17 protein-coding genes are annotated in these 16902 nt (G+C 61.7%); 14 read left to right on the top strand and 3 right to left on the bottom strand.

Annotation, left to right across the window (positions count from 1 at the left end; genetic code table 11):
- Positions 1-141 precede the first annotated feature (141 nt).
- The 7 genes from AC3IT9_RS11910 to AC3IT9_RS11880 all read left to right on the top strand — a co-directional run bounded on the left by AC3IT9_RS11910 (position 142) and on the right by AC3IT9_RS11880 (position 4808).
- On the top strand, positions 142-1290 hold the full coding sequence (locus tag AC3IT9_RS11910) for an amine dehydrogenase large subunit (RefSeq protein ID WP_489273173.1): 1149 nt from the start codon (positions 142-144) through the stop codon (positions 1288-1290).
- 11 nt (positions 1291-1301) lie between these two features.
- Positions 1302-1841: a MauE/DoxX family redox-associated membrane protein gene (locus AC3IT9_RS11905; RefSeq protein WP_489273172.1), complete on the top strand. Its 540-nt coding sequence runs from the start codon at positions 1302-1304 to the stop codon at positions 1839-1841.
- Between the two features lie 5 nt (positions 1842-1846).
- Entirely contained in the window at positions 1847-2473 is a 627-nt protein-coding gene (mauD, locus tag AC3IT9_RS11900) for a methylamine dehydrogenase accessory protein MauD (protein ID WP_150725290.1), read from the top strand.
- 18 nt (positions 2474-2491) lie between these two features.
- Complete coding sequence (locus AC3IT9_RS11895; protein WP_150725289.1) at positions 2492-3013, top strand: methylamine dehydrogenase light chain; 522 nt, start codon at positions 2492-2494, stop codon at positions 3011-3013.
- Positions 3014-3173: 160 nt separating this feature from the next.
- Positions 3174-3695: a cytochrome C gene (locus AC3IT9_RS11890; protein WP_489273170.1), complete on the top strand. Its 522-nt coding sequence runs from the start codon at positions 3174-3176 to the stop codon at positions 3693-3695.
- 111 nt (positions 3696-3806) lie between these two features.
- Positions 3807-4025 (top strand): DUF4287 domain-containing protein, encoded by a 219-nt coding sequence (locus tag AC3IT9_RS11885; RefSeq protein ID WP_150725287.1) that lies wholly within the window; start codon positions 3807-3809, stop codon positions 4023-4025.
- 111 nt (positions 4026-4136) lie between these two features.
- Entirely contained in the window at positions 4137-4808 is a 672-nt protein-coding gene (locus AC3IT9_RS11880; protein ID WP_489273169.1) for a class I SAM-dependent methyltransferase, read from the top strand.
- A gap of 523 nt (positions 4809-5331) precedes the next feature.
- Here AC3IT9_RS11880 and metE read toward each other — a convergent pair.
- The gene (gene metE, locus AC3IT9_RS11875; RefSeq protein ID WP_489273167.1) at positions 5332-7620 is read right to left on the bottom strand and encodes a 5-methyltetrahydropteroyltriglutamate--homocysteine S-methyltransferase; all 2289 of its coding nucleotides are present in this window, start codon (positions 7618-7620) and stop codon (positions 5332-5334) included.
- 358 nt (positions 7621-7978) lie between these two features.
- Between metE and AC3IT9_RS11870 the strand changes: the two genes are divergently transcribed.
- The 5 genes from AC3IT9_RS11870 (at position 7979) to AC3IT9_RS11850 (ending at position 11952) form a co-directional block, all read left to right on the top strand.
- Positions 7979-8974, top strand: a complete 996-nt coding sequence (locus tag AC3IT9_RS11870; protein ID WP_489273507.1) for a FecCD family ABC transporter permease — start codon at positions 7979-7981, stop codon at positions 8972-8974.
- The gene (locus AC3IT9_RS11865; protein ID WP_150752913.1) at positions 8974-9741 is read left to right on the top strand and encodes a heme ABC transporter ATP-binding protein; all 768 of its coding nucleotides are present in this window, start codon (positions 8974-8976) and stop codon (positions 9739-9741) included. Before AC3IT9_RS11870 ends, AC3IT9_RS11865 begins: the two co-directional genes overlap by 1 nt.
- Before the next feature lie 55 nt (positions 9742-9796).
- Positions 9797-10681, top strand: a complete 885-nt coding sequence (locus AC3IT9_RS11860; RefSeq protein ID WP_489273166.1) for a ChaN family lipoprotein — start codon at positions 9797-9799, stop codon at positions 10679-10681.
- Between the two features lie 154 nt (positions 10682-10835).
- A complete protein-coding gene (locus AC3IT9_RS11855; RefSeq protein ID WP_150725281.1) occupies positions 10836-11441 on the top strand; it encodes an SCO family protein in 606 nt (201 codons plus the stop codon).
- 1 nt (position 11442) lies between these two features.
- A complete protein-coding gene (locus tag AC3IT9_RS11850) occupies positions 11443-11952 on the top strand; it encodes a copper chaperone PCu(A)C (protein ID WP_150752915.1) in 510 nt (169 codons plus the stop codon).
- Between the two features lie 197 nt (positions 11953-12149).
- Here AC3IT9_RS11850 and AC3IT9_RS11845 read toward each other — a convergent pair whose 3' ends face one another.
- Complete coding sequence (locus tag AC3IT9_RS11845) at positions 12150-12566, bottom strand: organic hydroperoxide resistance protein (RefSeq protein WP_151214795.1); 417 nt, start codon at positions 12564-12566, stop codon at positions 12150-12152.
- A gap of 124 nt (positions 12567-12690) precedes the next feature.
- Positions 12691-13020, bottom strand: coding sequence for a hypothetical protein (locus AC3IT9_RS11840; RefSeq protein ID WP_150725278.1), 330 nt, complete (start codon positions 13018-13020; stop codon positions 12691-12693).
- A gap of 184 nt (positions 13021-13204) precedes the next feature.
- Here AC3IT9_RS11840 and potE point away from each other — a divergent pair, with 184 nt between their 5' ends.
- Entirely contained in the window at positions 13205-14614 is a 1410-nt protein-coding gene (gene potE, locus AC3IT9_RS11835; RefSeq protein WP_150759653.1) for a putrescine-ornithine antiporter, read from the top strand.
- Positions 14611-16896: an Orn/Lys/Arg family decarboxylase gene (locus AC3IT9_RS11830; RefSeq protein WP_489273165.1), complete on the top strand. Its 2286-nt coding sequence runs from the start codon at positions 14611-14613 to the stop codon at positions 16894-16896. Before potE ends, AC3IT9_RS11830 begins: the two co-directional genes overlap by 4 nt.
- The last annotated feature ends 6 nt before the right edge of the window (positions 16897-16902 follow it).

Genomic DNA, 16902 nt, shown 5'->3' with positions numbered 1-16902 from the left:
CTTCCGTACGACTGGCACAGACACACAAACACTTGGCAGGCAGGGCAATTCTCCCGATCGCGGGGCACGGCAGAATCAAAGGGTAAAAATCTGCCAAAGCACCCGCGATCCGCGTTACCAACAATTCAGGAAGTTCCCCTTATGCGAACAAACAGGATCTCCGTACAGTCAGCGCTAGGCCTGAGCCTGCTTGTACTCGGTTTGAACAGTGCCCGCGCAGACTTGCCCGCCGGTACGATTGGCCAGACCGTTCTGGCGTTTCCACCCGAAGCTCACCGCGCGTTCGTCATCGACGTCGAGTTCGAAAGCTTCGTGGCTGGCCGCGTGACCGTGGTCGACCCGGACCAGAAGCGCATCCTCGGCATGGTGCCGACCGGTTTCGCTGCGCCGTCGACCCTCAGCCACGACAAGAAAACCCTCTACAGTGCGGACATCTGGTATTCCCGCGGCACCCGCGGCACCCGCACCGACGTGCTCACCGCGTGGGACAGCTCGACCCTGTCGCCAGCCTGGGAAGTGCTGATTCCGAACAAGCGCGCCGAGTCGCTGACCCAGCGTTACTCGCTCAAGCCAAGCGGCGACGACAAGTTCGTCTACGTCTACAACTTCACCCCGTCGACTTCGGTGACCGTGGTCGACACCCAGGCCAAGGCCGTTGCCACGGAAATCGCCATCCCCGGTTGCGTGCTCAACTACCCGGTCGGCAACCGCCGCTTCGCCTCGCTGTGCGGCGACGGCAGCCTGCAGGTGGTGACCCTCAACGATCAGGGTCAGGAAACCGCGCGCAGCCGCACGCCGTTCTTTGATCCGAACGCGGAAAAACTGGTAGAGCGCGCCGTCAACGTCGGCGACACCTACTACTTCACCACCACGACCGGCACCGTACGCCCGGTGGATTTCGCCGGCGACGCGCCGAAGGTCCTGCCGTCCTGGTCACTGGTTTCCGACGAAGACAAGAAGGCCGGTTGGGCGCCGGGTGGCTGGCAGATGATGGCCGTGGCGCCGAAGCTCGACCGCCTGTACGTGCTGATGCACGACGCCCACGAACCGATGAAGTGGGAAGACCCGAGTCCGCTGATCTGGGCCTTTGACCTCAAGACCCACAAGAAGGTGGCGACCCTGGAAGCCCCGGTTCCGGTGTGGAGCATGCAGGCCACCGGCGACGACAAACCGTTGTTGCTCGGCACCGACGTGGAAGGCGGTTTGCAGATTTTCGATCTGAAGACCAACAAGCTCACCGGCAGCATGCCGAAAGTCGCCAAAACCGCGACTCAGGTCCTGAGCTACTAAGAGGTTCGGCCATGCACACAGATCCGATCTTCATCATAACCAGCGCCATCGCCATCGCGGTGTTGCTGGCCAGCGCCGCGACCCACAAGTTGCGCGCGCCGGCCCGCTTCGCCCGGCAGCTGGCGGACTATCAACTGCTGCCCGAGGCGCTGGTGCGCCCGACGGCGCGGCTGGTGCCGCTGCTGGAACTGGCCATCGCCTTTGCCCTGCTGGTGCCGGTCAGCCGTGGTTACGCCGCGTTGAGCGCCGCCAGCCTGTTGGCCCTGTACGCCGCCGCCATCGGCATCAACCTGTGGCGCGGACGTGCGGACATCGATTGCGGTTGCGCCGGTCCCGACCAGGCACAGCCACTGCGCCCGATACTGCTGCTGCGCAACAGTGCGCTGGTGGCACTGGCGCTGGTGGCCAGCGTGGCGCCGGTGGCCCGCGACCTCAACCTGTTCGATGGCTTCGTGACCCTGGCCGCCGCCGCAGTCGCGCTGCTCATCTACGCCGCGGCCGATGGCTTGCTGGCGAATTCCCCTCTTCTGCTCAAATTGATTGGTAGGTAATCGAAATGGAAGGCTTGATTGTTTCCAACGTTCTGCTCTGGGTGCTGCTGGTGGCCGTGGCGTTTGTCGTCATGGGCCTGGTGCGGCAGATTGGCGTGCTGCACGGTCGCCTGGCGCCGGCCGGCGCGTTGATGGTCGATAAAGGCGTGGCGGTCAATGAACCTGCGCCGCAAGTCACCGCCAGCGACCGTCACGGTCGTCCGGTGAACTTCGGTTATGCCGGCGAGAAATCGCAACTGCTGTTCTTCCTCTCGCCGACCTGCCCGATCTGCAAGTCGTTGCTGCCGGCAATCAAATCCATCGCCAGGGAGCAATCGGACCGCCTGGACGTGGTGTTCGTCAGCGATGGCGACATGGACGCCCAGCAAGCGCTGATCCGCGAACACAAACTCGAAGACGCCACCTACGTGGTCGGCCCGGAAGTGGGCATGACCTACCAGATCGGCAAGCTGCCGTACGCCGCACTGATCGACAAGGCCGGCACCCTGCGCGCCAAAGGCCTGGTCAACTCCCGCGAGCACCTGGACAGCCTGTTCGAAGTCGAGCATTTGAAGCACGCCACGCTGCAGCAGTACCTCAATGCCCAACCGCACACCCACGATCACGACCACAGCCACGGCCATAGCCACTGATAAGGCAGGGAGACCTTTATGAAACTGCTGGATCTGTTGTTTGAGCGTTCGTCCCGCCGTGTCGCCGACACCACTTCGCGCCGCAAACTGCTGGCACGCATGGGTTCGCTGATGGTGGCCGGTGCCGCCCTGCCCCTGCTGCTGCCGCTGGATCGCACCAGCAAGGCCCTGGCCGCGGAACCTGCGCAGGCCGGCGACCCGGGTGATCCGAACAGCTGCGACTACTGGCGCTACTGCTCCGTCGACGGCTTTCTGTGCAGTTGCTGCGGTGGGTCGGTAACGTCATGCCCACCGGGCACCGAAGCCTCGCAAGTGACCTGGATCGGCACCTGCCGCAACCCGGCCGACGGCAAGGACTACATCATTTCGTACAACGACTGCTGCGGTAAGCAGAGCTGCGCCCAGTGCGCCTGCACCCGTAACGACAGTGAAGAACCGGCCTACCGCCCGTTCAACAACAACGATGTGAACTGGTGCCTGGCCGCCAAATCGCACATCTACCACTGCACCGTTTCGGTCATCCGCGGCGTCGCCGTTTAAAAAAACGCGCTTTGCGCCGGTTGTTCGCGCAACCGGCGCTTTTTTTTCTGTGGCTGCTTTTCTATTTTTTTACTGCTTTGTGTGAGTACCTGTAGGAGCGAGCCTGCTCCGGGCGGCGCTCCTACAGGTGCCAAACCGGTCATCAGCGGAGTTGGGTTACATGCGTAGTTTGATATTGCTCGGTCTCGTCTGCGCCCTTGGCGCCCCGCTCGCCTATGCCCGGGCCATTCCCGACCCAAACCAGCATCACGCGCCGGGCAATGAATCGCTGCAAACCCCGATTGCCCAGGCCGGTTACAGCGTCGGCGTGAACTACCAGCTGCAATGCGCCGGTTGCCACCTGGGCGACGGCACGGGTTCCGCCGCCAACGACACGCCACGGATGAAAGGCTTTGTCGGCAACTTCCTGAAGGTCCCCGGTGGCCGCGAATTCCTCGTGCGGGTGCCGGGCATGTCGCAATCGGCGCTGAACAACGCGCAACTGGCGGACTTGCTCAACTGGTTGATGCGTGAAGACGGCATGGCGGGCAACAGCCTGCCGGCCGACTATCAGCCCTACACCGCCGAAGAAGTCACGGCATTGCGCGCCAGTACCATGCTCAATTTGCCCGGCACTCGTAGCGAGTTGATCAAGGCCATGCGTGCCCAGGGCATCGCGATCGATGACGGGATGAATTACTGAGAGCGACGTGGGTCAGGTTCGACTATCTGGACGATGGACGCGTTGACGGCAAATAAGTAACGTATTCGGTGCTGTTTTCGAACCTGGAAAATCGAAAAGGGAGTTTGCATCGTGACCGAAGAGACAAAAACCAAAGGACCGGCTTCGTACTTCCCGTCCATTGAAAAAAAGTACGGGCAGCCGATCAGCCATTGGCTGGACCTGCTCAAGACCGTCAGCGACAAGAAACACATGGAGATGGTGGCCTGGCTCAAAACCGAACACGGTATGGGTCATGGTCACGCCAATGCGCTGGTTGCCTATCATCTGGCAGCCAGCAAAAGCGCCTAGTCACGGGTCCATCCTTCCCCGCGCTATCGGTGGTGCCGGGTAAAACCGGCTCCACCGTAAAGCTTCTGTTGCCCTATCCTTTCATCCAACCCATCACGCCGGACATCGACCATGTCAGCCCCCGAAACCGCTCTCCTCGACAGCTGGCACCACAACGCCCGGGCCTGGATCGACGCCATCCGCAGCGGCACCATTGAAAGCCGCCAAAAGGTCACCGACCAGGCCATCCTGCTGGCGGTGCTGGGTCGCCAGCCCGAACGTGTGCTTGACCTGGGTTGCGGTGAAGGCTGGTTGTTGCGGGCGCTGGCAGACCGGGGTATCGAGGCGGTCGGCGTGGATGGCGATGCGACGCTGGTGGAGGCAGCACGGGCGGCGGGCGCTGCGCCAGTGCATTTGGCGAGCTATGAACAGTTGGCAGAAGCCGAAGTCGACATCGGCCGCGACTACAACCTGATCTGCGCCAACTTCGCCCTGCTGCATCAGGACATCATCCCCCTGCTCGCCGCCATGAACACCCTGCTCGCCCCGGGTGGCGCGCTGGTGATCCAGACGCTGCACCCGTGGGTGGCTGCGGCGGGCGATTATCAGGATGGCTGGCGGGAAGAGACCTTCGCCGGGTTCAAGGGGCAGTGGCAGCCCATGCCATGGTATTTCCGCACCCTGTCCAGTTGGCTGAATGCGCTGGACATGGCGGGATGTACTCTTGCCAGCCTGCAGGAGCCACAGCACCCGCAAAGCCCCGTGCCACAGTCATTGCTGTTGGTGGCCGAGCCACGGCGCTGATTGATGCAAATCCGTTGGAGGCTTGCTCGCGATAGCGGTCTGGCAATCACTTCATAGCTGGCTGTCGAGTCGTCATCGCGAGCAGGCTCGCTCCCACAGGTTCAGTGGCTGTACGCAAAATCTGCGAACCACCCAAATCAACTGTGGGAGCGGGCTTGCTCGCGAAGAGGCCGGTACATTCAAGATCAATGTCGCCTGACACTCCGCCTTCGCGGGCAAGCCCGCTCCCACAGGTTCAGCGGCTGTACGCAAAATCTGCGAACCACCCAAATCATTGTGGGAGCGGGCTTGCCCGCGAAGAGGCCGGTACATTCGACATCGATGTCGCCTGACACTCCGTCATCGCGAGCAGGCTCGCTCCCACAGGTTCAGCGGCTGTACGCAAAATCTGCGAACTAACCAAATCACTGTGGGAGCGAGCCTGCTCGCGATAGCGGTCTGGCAGTCGCTGCATTACTGGCTGTCATGCCACCTTCGCGAGCAAGCCCGCTCCCACAGGGTCAGTGGTACACCCACTATAGCGTCAGGCCCATTCTTTACGCAGTTGACGTGCCGCATTGACCATGTGCACCAGCGCTGCTTCGGTTTCCGGCCAGCCGCGGGTCTTCAGGCCGCAGTCCGGGTTGACCCACAGGCGGTCGGCGGGAATACGCTTGGCGGCTTTGCGCAGCAGGTTGGCCATTTCCGAGGAGTCCGGCACCCTTGGCGAGTGGATGTCATACACGCCCGGGCCGATTTCGTTCGGGTAGGCAAAGGCTTCGAACGCGTCCAGCAGTTCCATGTCCGATCGCGAGGTTTCGATGGTGATCACGTCGGCATCCATGGCGGCGATGGACTCGATCACATCGTTGAATTCGCTGTAGCACATGTGGGTGTGGATCTGGGTTTCGTCCCGCACGCCGCAGGCGCACAGGCGGAACACTTCGGTCGCCCAGTCCAGGTAGTGCTGCCACTGCGCCTGACGCAACGGCAGGCCTTCACGAAACGCGGCCTCGTCGATCTGCACGATCTTGATCCCGGCGGCTTCCAGGTCCACCACTTCGTCACGGATCGCCAGCGCCAGTTGACGGGCCTGCACTTCGCGGCTCACGTCTTCGCGCGGGAACGACCACATCAACATGGTCACGGGACCGGTCAGCATGCCCTTCATCACCTTGTCGGTGAGGCCCTGGGCGTAGAGGATCCACTCAACGGTCATGGCTTTCGGACGGCTCAGGTCACCGTAGATCACCGCCGGTTTCACGCAACGCGAACCGTAGCTCTGGACCCAGCCGAAACGGGTGAACACGTAGCCGTCGAGTTGCTCGGCGAAGTATTCGACCATGTCGTTGCGCTCGGCTTCACCGTGCACCAGCACGTCCAGGCCCAGGTGTTCCTGGACTTGCACGGCGTGACGGATCTCGCTGTGCATCGCTTCGGTGTATTCGGCTTCGGTCAGCTTGCCTTGTTTGAACGACTGGCGAGCCAGACGGATCGACGCGGTTTGCGGGAACGAACCGATGGTGGTGGTCGGGAACAGCGGCAGGTTCAGGCCGGCGCGCTGTTTCTCGATGCGCTGGGCAAACGGCGAATGACGCTGGCTGTCCTGGGCGGTGATGGTGGCAACACGCGCCTGCACGGCTGGCTTATGAATGCGTGGCGATGCCGCACGGCTGGCCTGCACGGCGCGGCTGTGAGTCAGCGCTTCAAGCACCTTCGGCGCTTCCGGTTCATTCACCGCCTGAGCCAGCACCGCGACTTCTTCACACTTCTGCACGGCAAACGCCAGCCAGCTTTTCAGTTCGGCATCGAGCTTGTCTTCACGCCCCAGATCAACCGGGCTGTGCAGCAACGAGCAGGATGGCGCGACCCACAGACGTTCACCCAGACGTTCTTGAGCGTGCTGCAGTGTGGCCAAAGCGTTTTCCAGATCGCAGCGCCAGACGTTACGGCCGTTGACCACGCCCAGCGACAGCACTTTGTAGGCCGGCAGGCGATCGAGGATGGTCGGGTACTGCTCAGGTGCGCGCACCAGATCGATGTGCAGGCCGTCCACCGGCAGGTTGGCGGCCAGGCCCAGGTTCTCTTCCAGGCCACCGAAGTAAGTGGCGACCAGCTTCTTCAACGGGTCACGCTGAATCAGGTTGTAGGCACGTTCAAACGCGTTTTTCCATTCCTGTGGCAGGTCGAGAACCAGGATCGGTTCGTCGATTTGCACCCACTCGACGCCCTGTGCCGCCAGGCGCTGGAAGATCTGGCCGTACAGCGGCAGAAGGCGATCCAGCAGCTCCAGCTTGTCGAATTCGGCGCCCTTGGCCTTGCCCAGCCACAGGTAAGTCAGCGGGCCGATGATCACCGGCTTGACGTTATGGCCCAGTGCGCGGGCTTCTTCAACTTCTTCGAACAACTGGTCCCAACCGAGCTGGAATTGCTGATCGGCGCTGAATTCAGGGACGAGGTAGTGATAGTTGGTGTCGAACCACTTGGTCATTTCCTGGGCGTGTGCGCCGCCGCAGCAGCTGTCGCTCACACCGCGCGCCATGCCGAACAGGGTTTGCAGGCTGGCCTTGCCATCGTGCGGGCGGAAACGCTCCGGGATCACACCGAACATCAACGAATGGGTCAGGACCTGGTCGTACCAGGCGAAGTCGCCGACCGGCAGCAGCTCGATGCCGGCTTTTTTCTGCAAATCCCAGTGGGTCTTGCGCAGGTCGCGGCCGACGGTGCGCAGACCGGCTTCGTCGAGTTCGCCCTTCCAGAACGCCTCTTGAGCCTTTTTCAGTTCGCGGTCGCGACCAATGCGCGGAAATCCAAGGGAATGGGCCACAGCCATGTCAAATAACTCCAATGCGTTCAATGGGGCCATTGTCGACAGTGCAGGCGAGTGAGACAAACTCATTTTAATCGTGATGATCACAAGTTCTTCTCATGATCAATGATGCCGTACATGAACACCTGATCCGGCGTGACCGAACCGTGGCGTGTGCGTTAGCCGGGCGTCGATGGCATCATCACCCGCTACGAAGGTTTCGATGCCCGCCACCCCCTCTGATCGGCCAAGGAATAGTCCCGATGCGTATCAAGACACTGCCGGCCTGTGCCACGGCGTTCTACCCGGACGCCATAGCGCAGACCGCCGGGACCAACCCATGACGGCCATTTTTCGGCCGCGTCCGACGTTGATCGTTCTAATGCTGTTACTGGTCCTGGTGTTCTGGCTGTCCCTGGCCCTCGGGCCGGTCAGCCTGCCCTTGGGCGATACCTTGCTGGCCGGGATGCGCCTGTTCGGGTTGCCGTTGGGAGGTGGCGACACGCAGCAGGCGCAGCTGATCCTCGGTCAGATTCGTCTGCCGCGCAGTCTGCTCGGTATCGCCGTCGGTTCGGTACTGGCGCTGTCCGGCGTGGCAATGCAGGGGTTGTTCCGCAACCCCTTGGCCGATCCGGGCCTGGTCGGTGTGTCCGGTGGTGCGGCGCTCGGTGCCGCCCTGGCCATCGTCGGCGGCAGCCTGCTCGGTGGCTTGCCGCCGGCGATCGAACCCTACCTGCTGTCGGTGAGCGCCTTCGTCGGTGGCTTGATCGTCACGGCAGTGGTGTATCGATTTGGTCGTCGCAACGGGCAAACCGACGTTGCCACCATGCTCTTGGCGGGTGTGGCGATGACGGCGATGGCCGGTGCCGGGGTCGGGCTGTTCACCTACCTGGCCGATGATGCGACCTTGCGCACCCTGACGTTCTGGAACCTGGGCAGCCTCAACGGTGCCAGTTACCCGCGCTTGTGGCCGTTGCTGATCGTCACCCTGGGCGTGGCGTTGTGGTTGCCCCGTCGCGCGGCGGCGCTCAATGCGATGCTGCTGGGTGAATCGGAGGCGCGTCACCTGGGCTTCGACATCGAGCGGATCAAGCTTGAGCTGGTGTTGTGCACGGCGCTCGGCGTCGGCGCCGCCGTCGCGGCGGCCGGCCTGATCGGTTTTATCGGTCTGGTGGTGCCGCATCTGATGCGCCTGCTGGTGGGTCCGGATCACCGGGTGTTGCTGCCCGCCTCGTTGCTGGCCGGTGCGAGCCTGCTGTTGCTGGCCGATCTGGTGGCGCGTTTGTTGTTGGCGCCAGCCGAATTGCCCATCGGCATCGTGACTGCGCTGATCGGCGCTCCGTTCTTTCTATATCTGCTGGTACGAGGGCGTTCCTGATGCTGCGGGCAAACAACTTGCTGGTACGTCGTGGCAACCGCACGGTACTGGCGAACATCGATATCGAGTTGCGTCCCGGTGAAGTACTGGGCGTGCTGGGACCCAATGGTGCCGGCAAAAGCACCCTGCTCGCTGCCTTGTGTGGTGAGCTGGCGATCAGTGAAGGCAGGGTCAGCCTCGACGAGCGTCCACTCGCCGACTGGCCGGGTCAGGAGCGGGCCAAACGCCTGGCCGTGCTGCCGCAGAGTTCGAGCCTGAACTTTGCGTTCTCAGTCAACGAAGTCGTCAGCATGGGTCGCTTGCCCCACGCCAGCGGCCGCGTGCGTGATGCCGAAATCGTCGCCGAGGCGCTCAAAGCCGCCGATGCGCTTCATCTAGCCGGACGCAGCTACCTGGCCCTGTCCGGCGGTGAACGCCAGCGCGTACATCTGGCGCGGGTGCTCGCGCAGCTCTGGCCGGGCGCCGAAGGGCAAACCCTGCTGCTCGATGAACCGACGTCGATGCTCGATCCGCTGCACCAGCACACCATTTTGCAAGCCGTGCGTGACTTCGCCGAGCGTGGCGCCGCGGTGCTGGTGATCCTGCATGACCTCAACCTGGCCGCACGTTACTGCGATCAACTGCTGCTGTTGCAAGAGGGCCTGCCCCACGCCTACGGTCCACCGGCAGAGGTGCTGACCGCCGAAGCGCTGGCAGCGGTGTATGGGTTGGAGGTGCTGATTCACCAACACCCGGAACGCGGCCACCCGTTGATCATCGCGCGCTGATACTGCCCCCCTCCTTCCTTGATCGAGGGGGTTTCTATCTATTTAAGGAAAACCGATGCGCTTTCTGTTGCTCTGTGCATTCAGCCTGTTGGCTGCCTGCCAAACCCATCAGGTCACACCACTGCCGGCGCCGATCGCGCCGCAAGGGCGTGATCACACCGACCTTGGGGTCATTCGCGAACTCGCCACGGGCCGTACGCTGACGCCGCAAGAACTGGTCGAACGACTGGCCGCTGCGCCGCGTGTTCTGGTCGGTGAACAGCACGACAACCCGGACCACCACGCCCTGCAATTGTGGCTGCTGCGCGAACTGGCGGCACAACGCTCGCAAGGCAGTTTGTTGATGGAAATGCTCAATCCCGATCAACAGGCCAGGGTCGATGCCGCGCAGGCCGCGACCCGCGCGGGCCAGCCACCGGCCGATGCGTTCAAGGCACTGGCCTGGCAGGCCAATTGGGACTGGAGCGTCTATGGCGCACTTGTCACCTACGCGCTGCGGCAACCGTATCCACTGCTGGCGGCAAACCTGGACCGCGCACAGATCATGCAGATCTACAAACAGCGCCCGGTGCTCACGGGGCAAGCGTCCACCACCCCACAGGTGCAGGCGACCTTGCTGGACGACATCCGCGAATCCCATTGCGGCCTGCTGCCCGAAGCGCAGATGCCAGCCATGCTCGCCGTGCAACAACAGCGAGACCGGCGCATGGCCGAACGCCTGATGGCTGCGCCGACACCGGCGCTGTTGCTGGCCGGTGCCTTCCATGTGCGCAAGGATCTGGGGGTGCCGCTGCACTTGAAGGATCTCGGTGCCGGTGAAGGGAATGTGGTGCTGATCCTGGCCGAGGCAGGCAAGACCGTGACCGCCGAGAGTGCCGATTACGTGTGGTACACCGCCGCGCAACCGCAACAGGATCATTGCGCGAAGCTGCGTCGCTGAACCTCCGGCGCGACACTATGTCACGCCTGTGCGCCGGTCCAATGGTCGTATCCGCACCTCCGGCACCGGCACAGTTTGTTAACATCCCCGCGATTTTTTCGTCTGTACAGTCATCACGCTGTCATTTCAGCCTGTTCAACAGGATGCTTTTTTCATGAGTACTTTGTATACCCGCCGGACTGTCCTGCAAGGCATGGGCCTGTTGAGCCTGGGCCTGCTCGCCGGTTGTGACGACAGCAGCAAGCTGTCGTTCAACTACGGCAAGGACCTCAGCGACAAGATCATGGGACGTAACTTCAAGCTCAAGAACCCTGAGGGCGAAACCCGGATGCTGGGCAGCTATCGCGGCCTGATGCCGATGGTGTTCTTCGGTTTCACCCAGTGCCCGGCCGTGTGCCCGACCACCCTGGCCCGCGCCGCCCAAGCCAAGAAGCTGATGGGTCGCGATGGCGAAAGGCTGCAGGTGGTCTTCATCACCCTGGACCCTGAACGCGACACGCCAGAGTTGCTCGACAAGTACGTCAAGGCTTTCGATCCGAGTTTCGAAGCCCTGTACGGCACGCTTGAAGAAACCGCCGCCACCGCCAAGGAATTCGGCGTGTTCTTTGAGAAGGTCCCGAGCGGCGATACCTATACCCTCTCCCATACCGCGACCAGCTATGTCTTCGACTCCCGGGGCAATCTGCGCCTGGGGCTGTCCGCGTCCCTGACGGCCAAAGAGTGCGCAGAAGACCTGCTCACCGTGATGGAGATTTGCTGAAATGAATGCCCCGCAGGCTAAAAACCGTTTCGCACAACATTGCAGACAACTGGCACTGGGCCTGTCCCTGGCTGGCCTGGCCTTTCAGGCATCGGCACAAACCGAGGTGAAAGACGCCTGGGTTCGCGCCACAGTAGCCGGCCAACCGTCGAGCGGCGCCTTCATGACCGTCACCGCGAGCAGCGACAGCAAACTGCTGAGCGTGCAAACGCCGGTTGCCGGGCTGGTACAGATTCATGAAATGAGCATGAAAGACGACGTGATGAAAATGCAGCAGGTGCAGTCCGTTGCGCTGCCGGCCGGCAAAGCGGTGAGTTTCGATCCCCACGGCTACCACATCATGCTGATGAACCTCACAGGTCAGATCAAGGAAGGCGACAAGGTGCCACTGACCCTGACCGTGGAAGACGCCAAGGGCGAGAAAGAGTCGATTCAGGTTGAAGCCGTTGCCAAGGCGATTGGCACCATGGACCACAGCAAGATGATGCATGACCACAGCAAGATGAATTGATTGCTCCATCAGTTGAAACACAGAACCTGTGGGAGCGAGCCTGCTCGCGAAAGCGCTGTGTCAGTCACCACAATTGCTGGATGTGTGGGCCTCTTCGCGAGCAAGCCCGCTCCCACAGGGGCAGGTAATTGTGGGCGGCGAGCCTTTCAGGTCTTGGCGACAACCCATGTCGTTCGCCAAGACCTTTTCACCTCAACTTAAACCAGCTTGAGCACCACGTTGATGTTATTGCGCGTGGCTTTCGAGTACGGGCAGTACTGGTGCCCGGTGTCGACGATTTTTTGTGCAGTCTCACGATCCAGCCCCGGCAGGCTGACATTGAGCCGCGCCTGCAGCAGGTAGCCGCCTTCATTGGTGCCCAGGTCGACTTCGGCATCGACGGCCACATCCTTGGGCAGCGCCACTTTCATTTCCCTGGCCGCAACCTGCATGGCGCCGATGAAGCAGGCTGACCACCCGGCAGAGAACAGTTGCTCGGGGTTAGTACCGCTACCGCCCGCACCAGGCGACGAAAGCTTCACGTCGAGGATCCCGTCGGAGCTGCGGGACGCGCCGTCACGCCCGCCGGTGGTGTGGGTTTGGGCGGTGTACAACACTTTATCGATCTGGTTCATGGTGACCTCCTGATTGAGTTGTAAGAAACCGGTTTTAACACCCCATCGGGTCGCTGGGATGGTCAATCAATATAGTCGTCGCAGCCCCACACCGCGGTCGATCCGACCGGTGCCCGCTTCTTCTTTATTTACGCGCCAACTTGTACCTGACGCAGTCCTCATAAAAGCTCTGGCGTACAGCAGTCGGTTTGAATCGCGACGGACTGTCATAAGTTTGCTCTGTAATGCCAAGAGCCATCATGCGCATCCAGCTTTTGGCGAACTTGTAGACCTGGATTTTCTGGCGGGCGGCATACAAGGAAACGCCTGAAAGCTTGAGTTCCTGTGCCCTTGCAGCGGTTCCCGCGCCCCAACTGCACATGTACTGATCTTTGGCGGCCAGTTCTTTTGCTTGAGCCGAATTGGCTATTCCCGCAACTACCAGCGGGATTAATGCGATCCATATCTTGCGCATCTCGACCTATCTAACCAACTGAAAACCAAGTAATTTTGAAGAGAACTTTGAAACTTGGGGGCCAGCATCGTGCCTTTTCTGCAAATAAATGAAAAAGCCGGATGGGGGTTCGTCAATTTCTTGCGAGTTTTCAAACCTTTGCTATAGCTAAGGTTCTCAATCGCCAACTAAGTGAGGCAACGGAATGTCAGTCGCAAAGAAAATGAGTGTGGGGCAACTGACAATGTTGACCGCCGTCAACATGTTGGGCTCAGGCATTATCCTGCTACCGACGAAACTCGCGGAAGTCGGTGCGATTTCGATCCTCTCCTGGCTGATAACGGCCACCGGCTCCCTCGCTCTGGCCTACGCCTTTGCACGATGCGGGATGCTCAGCCGCAAGACCGGCGGCATGGGCGGTTACGCCGAATACACCTTCGGTAAAGCAGGTAACTACATCACCAACTACACCTATGGCCTCTCGCTGTTGATTGCCAACGTGGCGATCAGTATTACCGCGGTCGGCTATATCCAGGTGTTGTTCGGGATAACACTCGATTCACTGCAAGTAGGCCTGGCCACTATTGCCCTGTTGTGGATCACCACCTTCGCCAACTTTGGCGGTGCCAGCATTACCGGCCGGATCGGCGCGGTCACGGTCTGGGGTGTGATTGCACCGGTGGTACTGGTCTCCACGGTGGGCTGGTTCTGGTTCGACAGCAGCGTATACGCCGCTGGCTGGAACCCCCACGACAAGGGCTGGTTCGAAGCGGCAGGCGCCTCGGTGGCCATTACCCTGTGGGCGTTCCTCGGTCTGGAATCGGCTTGCGCCAACACCGACGCGGTGGAAAACCCTGAGCGCAACGTACCGATTGCCGTGCTGGGCGGCACCCTGGGGGCGGCGGTGATCTACATCGTCTCCACCAACGTCATCTTCGGTATCGTCGGCAACGAAGAACTGGTCGCGTCCACCGCGCCGTTCGGCCTGGTGTTCGCCAAGATGTTCACCCCTATGGTCGGCGACATCGTGATGGCGGCCATGGTGCTCGCCTGCATCGGCTCACTGCTGGGTTGGCAGTTCACCATCGCCCAGGTGTACAAAAGCTCGGCGGACACCGGTTACTTCCTGCCGATCTTTGCCAAGGGCAACAAAGCGGGAACGCCGATTGTCGGCATGCTGGTGCTGCTGGCGGCACAAACCGCGCTGGCCCTGCTCACCATCAGCCCCGACTTGAGCAAGCAGTTCGACACCCTGGTCAACCTCGCGGTGGTGACCAACCTGGTGCCTTACATCCTGTCCATGGCCGCCCTGATGACCATGCAGAAAGTCTCCAACGTGCCGGAAGGAAAGGCACTGGCGACCAACGTCATTGCCCTGATCGCAGCGGCCTACAGCTACCTGGCGCTGTACAGTTCCGGTGAACAGGCCCTGATGCTGGGCGGCGTGGCCACGATCGTTGGTTACACACTGTTCGGCTTCGTCAACAACCGCCTGATCCGCCTCGAAGCACTCAACAACAGCGTGCCGACGCAAACCGTCAGCGCGCAGCACCTCACTGCCGAGCCAGTGCCGGTGAACAATCTGAATAAAGCCACTATGGAGGTTCAAGCATGACGGAATATAAACACTCGCTGGGCATGCTGGCGCTACTGGTCAGCAGCCCCCCGGACAAGCGAACGGTGTTTGGCCGCGCCCTGGATCAACTGGTCCACGACGTAGAGGGCCGTGGTGTCAGTGTACTGGCCTCGGAAAGCCTCACCGATGCCGCCTCGATCCTGCGCTCGGACCCGGCCATTCAATGCGTGCTCATCCGCTGGGAAATGGACACCAGCGAAGGCCACGCCGACTGCACCAAACTGCTGGTCAAACTGCGTGAGCGCAACACCCGCGTGCCGGTGTTCCTGATCAGCGACCGCACCACCGCTTCGAGCATTCCGTTGCTGGTCATGCAACACGCCGACGACTTCATCTGGCTGCCCGAGGACACCTCGCGTTTCCTCAGCGGGCGCATCCTGGCGGCCATCGAGCGCTATCGCCAGGCCGCCCTGCCGCCGATGTTCGGCGCGCTGGTGAAGTTTGCCCGCAACTATGAATACTCCTGGCACACCCCCGGCCATGCCGGCGGCACCGCATTCCTGAAGAGCACCGCAGGCCGGGCCTTCTACGAGTTCTTCGGCGAGAACCTGCTGCGTTCCGACCTGTCGATCTCGGTTGGCGAACTGGGCTCCCTGCTCGATCACAGTGGTCCCATCGGCCAGGGCGAGCGCTACGCCGCCAAGGTCTTCGGCGCCCACCGCACGTACTACGTGACCAACGGCTCGTCGATGTCCAACCGCGTCATCCTCATGGCCAGCGTCACGCGCAACCAGATCGCCCTCTGCGACCGCAATTGCCACAAGTCCGCCGAGCACGCGATGACCCTGTCCGGGGCGATTCCGACCTACCTGGTGCCGACCCGCAACCGCTACGGCATCATCGGCCCGATCCTGCCGCAGACCCTGAGCGCCGAAGGCGTGAAAGCCGCCATCGCCAACAACCCGCTGGTCAAGGCAGGCATCGACCCGACGCCGGTGCACGCCATTGTCACCAACTCCACCTACGACGGCCTGACCTACAACGTCACCCGCGTCGAAGAGCTGCTGGGCGAAAGCGTGGACCGCCTGCACTTCGACGAAGCCTGGTACGGTTATGCGCGCTTCAACCCGCTGTACAGTGGACGCCATGCCATGCACGGCGACCCGGCCGATCACGACAAGTCCAAGCCGACCGTGTTCGCCACCCAGTCGACCCACAAGTTGCTGGCCGCCCTGTCCCAGGCTTCGATGATCCATGTGCGTAACGGGCGTAACCCGATTGAACACGCGCGCTTCAACGAGTCGTACATGATGCACGCCTCGACCTCGCCGAACTACGCGATCATGGCGTCCTGCGACGTCAGCTCGGCGATGATGGAAGCACCGAGCGGGCAGATCCTCACCAACGAGTCGATTGAAGAAGCGATCAGCTTCCGCCAGGTGCTCTCGCGCATGCACAACGAGATGCAGAGCAAGGATGACTGGTTCTTCACCTGCTGGCAGCCGCCGACCGTACAGGTTGGCGCAGCGACCGTGCCGTTCCATGAGGTCGACCCGGCCACGCTGAAAACCGACCCGAACTGCTGGGTCCTGCACCCGAACGCGGTCTGGCACGGCTTCGGCGACATCGAAGACGGCTACTGCATGCTCGACCCGATCAAGGTTTCGGTACTTGCCCCGGGCATGGGCGACGACGGCAACCTGCTCGCCAACGGCATCCCCGCCTGCGTGGTCACCGCGTACCTGGGCCGCCAGGGTATCGTGGTCGAGAAAACCACCGACTTCACCATCCTGTTCCTGTTCTCCATCGGCATCACCAAAGGCAAGTGGGGCACCCTGCTCAACGCCCTGCTCGACTTCAAGCGTGACTACGACGACAACGCCGAGCTCGAGCTGTGCCTGCCCGATCTGTACAACGCCAACCAGCATCGCTATGCCGGCATGGGCCTGAAGGATCTGGCCGACGAAATCTTCGCCGCCATGAAGAAACACAAAACCACCGCCAACATGTCCCAGGCCTTCGGCACCCTGCCAAAAGCCGAGTTCAGCCCGGTGGAGGCCTACGAAAAACTGGTGCGCAACGACATCGAGCTGGTGACGCTCAACGAAGCCGCCGGGCGTCTCGCCGCGACCGGTATCGTGCCGTATCCGCCAGGCATCCCGTTGCTCATGCCGGGTGAGAACGCAGGTCCGGCGGACGGACCGTTGCTGGCGTATCTCAAGGCACTGGAAGCCTTCGACAAATCCTTCCCCGGCTTCACCCATGACACCCACGGGATCGAAGTCGAAGATGGCGTTTATCGGATGCTGGTACTGAAATAAGTCACG

It is taken from the genome of Pseudomonas sp. KH_046_1 (assembly GCF_057839025.1).
The sequence above is the reverse complement of the archived record's forward strand: the minus strand, read 5'-3'. Positions and strand labels throughout refer to the sequence as shown.

What these genes read in the sequence shown, in the direction of transcription:
- AC3IT9_RS11905 (WP_489273172.1), top strand. Translation starts at nt 1,302, where the DNA reads ATGCACACAGATCCGATCTTCATCATAACCAGCGCCATCGCCATCGCG.
- AC3IT9_RS11895 (WP_150725289.1), top strand. Translation starts at nt 2,492, where the DNA reads ATGAAACTGCTGGATCTGTTGTTTGAGCGTTCGTCCCGCCGTGTCGCC.
- metE (WP_489273167.1), bottom strand. Translation starts at nt 7,620, where the DNA reads ATGGCTGTGGCCCATTCCCTTGGATTTCCGCGCATTGGTCGCGACCGC.
- AC3IT9_RS11890 (WP_489273170.1), top strand. Translation starts at nt 3,174, where the DNA reads ATGCGTAGTTTGATATTGCTCGGTCTCGTCTGCGCCCTTGGCGCCCCG.
- AC3IT9_RS11860 (WP_489273166.1), top strand. Translation starts at nt 9,797, where the DNA reads ATGCGCTTTCTGTTGCTCTGTGCATTCAGCCTGTTGGCTGCCTGCCAA.
- AC3IT9_RS11845 (WP_151214795.1), bottom strand. Translation starts at nt 12,566, where the DNA reads ATGAACCAGATCGATAAAGTGTTGTACACCGCCCAAACCCACACCACC.
- AC3IT9_RS11880 (WP_489273169.1), top strand. Translation starts at nt 4,137, where the DNA reads ATGTCAGCCCCCGAAACCGCTCTCCTCGACAGCTGGCACCACAACGCC.
- potE (WP_150759653.1), top strand. Translation starts at nt 13,205, where the DNA reads ATGTCAGTCGCAAAGAAAATGAGTGTGGGGCAACTGACAATGTTGACC.
- AC3IT9_RS11870 (WP_489273507.1), top strand. Translation starts at nt 7,979, where the DNA reads ATGCTGTTACTGGTCCTGGTGTTCTGGCTGTCCCTGGCCCTCGGGCCG.
- AC3IT9_RS11865 (WP_150752913.1), top strand. Translation starts at nt 8,974, where the DNA reads ATGCTGCGGGCAAACAACTTGCTGGTACGTCGTGGCAACCGCACGGTA.
- mauD (WP_150725290.1), top strand. Translation starts at nt 1,847, where the DNA reads ATGGAAGGCTTGATTGTTTCCAACGTTCTGCTCTGGGTGCTGCTGGTG.
- AC3IT9_RS11850 (WP_150752915.1), top strand. Translation starts at nt 11,443, where the DNA reads ATGAATGCCCCGCAGGCTAAAAACCGTTTCGCACAACATTGCAGACAA.
- AC3IT9_RS11910 (WP_489273173.1), top strand. Translation starts at nt 142, where the DNA reads ATGCGAACAAACAGGATCTCCGTACAGTCAGCGCTAGGCCTGAGCCTG.
- AC3IT9_RS11830 (WP_489273165.1), top strand. Translation starts at nt 14,611, where the DNA reads ATGACGGAATATAAACACTCGCTGGGCATGCTGGCGCTACTGGTCAGC.
- AC3IT9_RS11855 (WP_150725281.1), top strand. Translation starts at nt 10,836, where the DNA reads ATGAGTACTTTGTATACCCGCCGGACTGTCCTGCAAGGCATGGGCCTG.
- AC3IT9_RS11840 (WP_150725278.1), bottom strand. Translation starts at nt 13,020, where the DNA reads ATGCGCAAGATATGGATCGCATTAATCCCGCTGGTAGTTGCGGGAATA.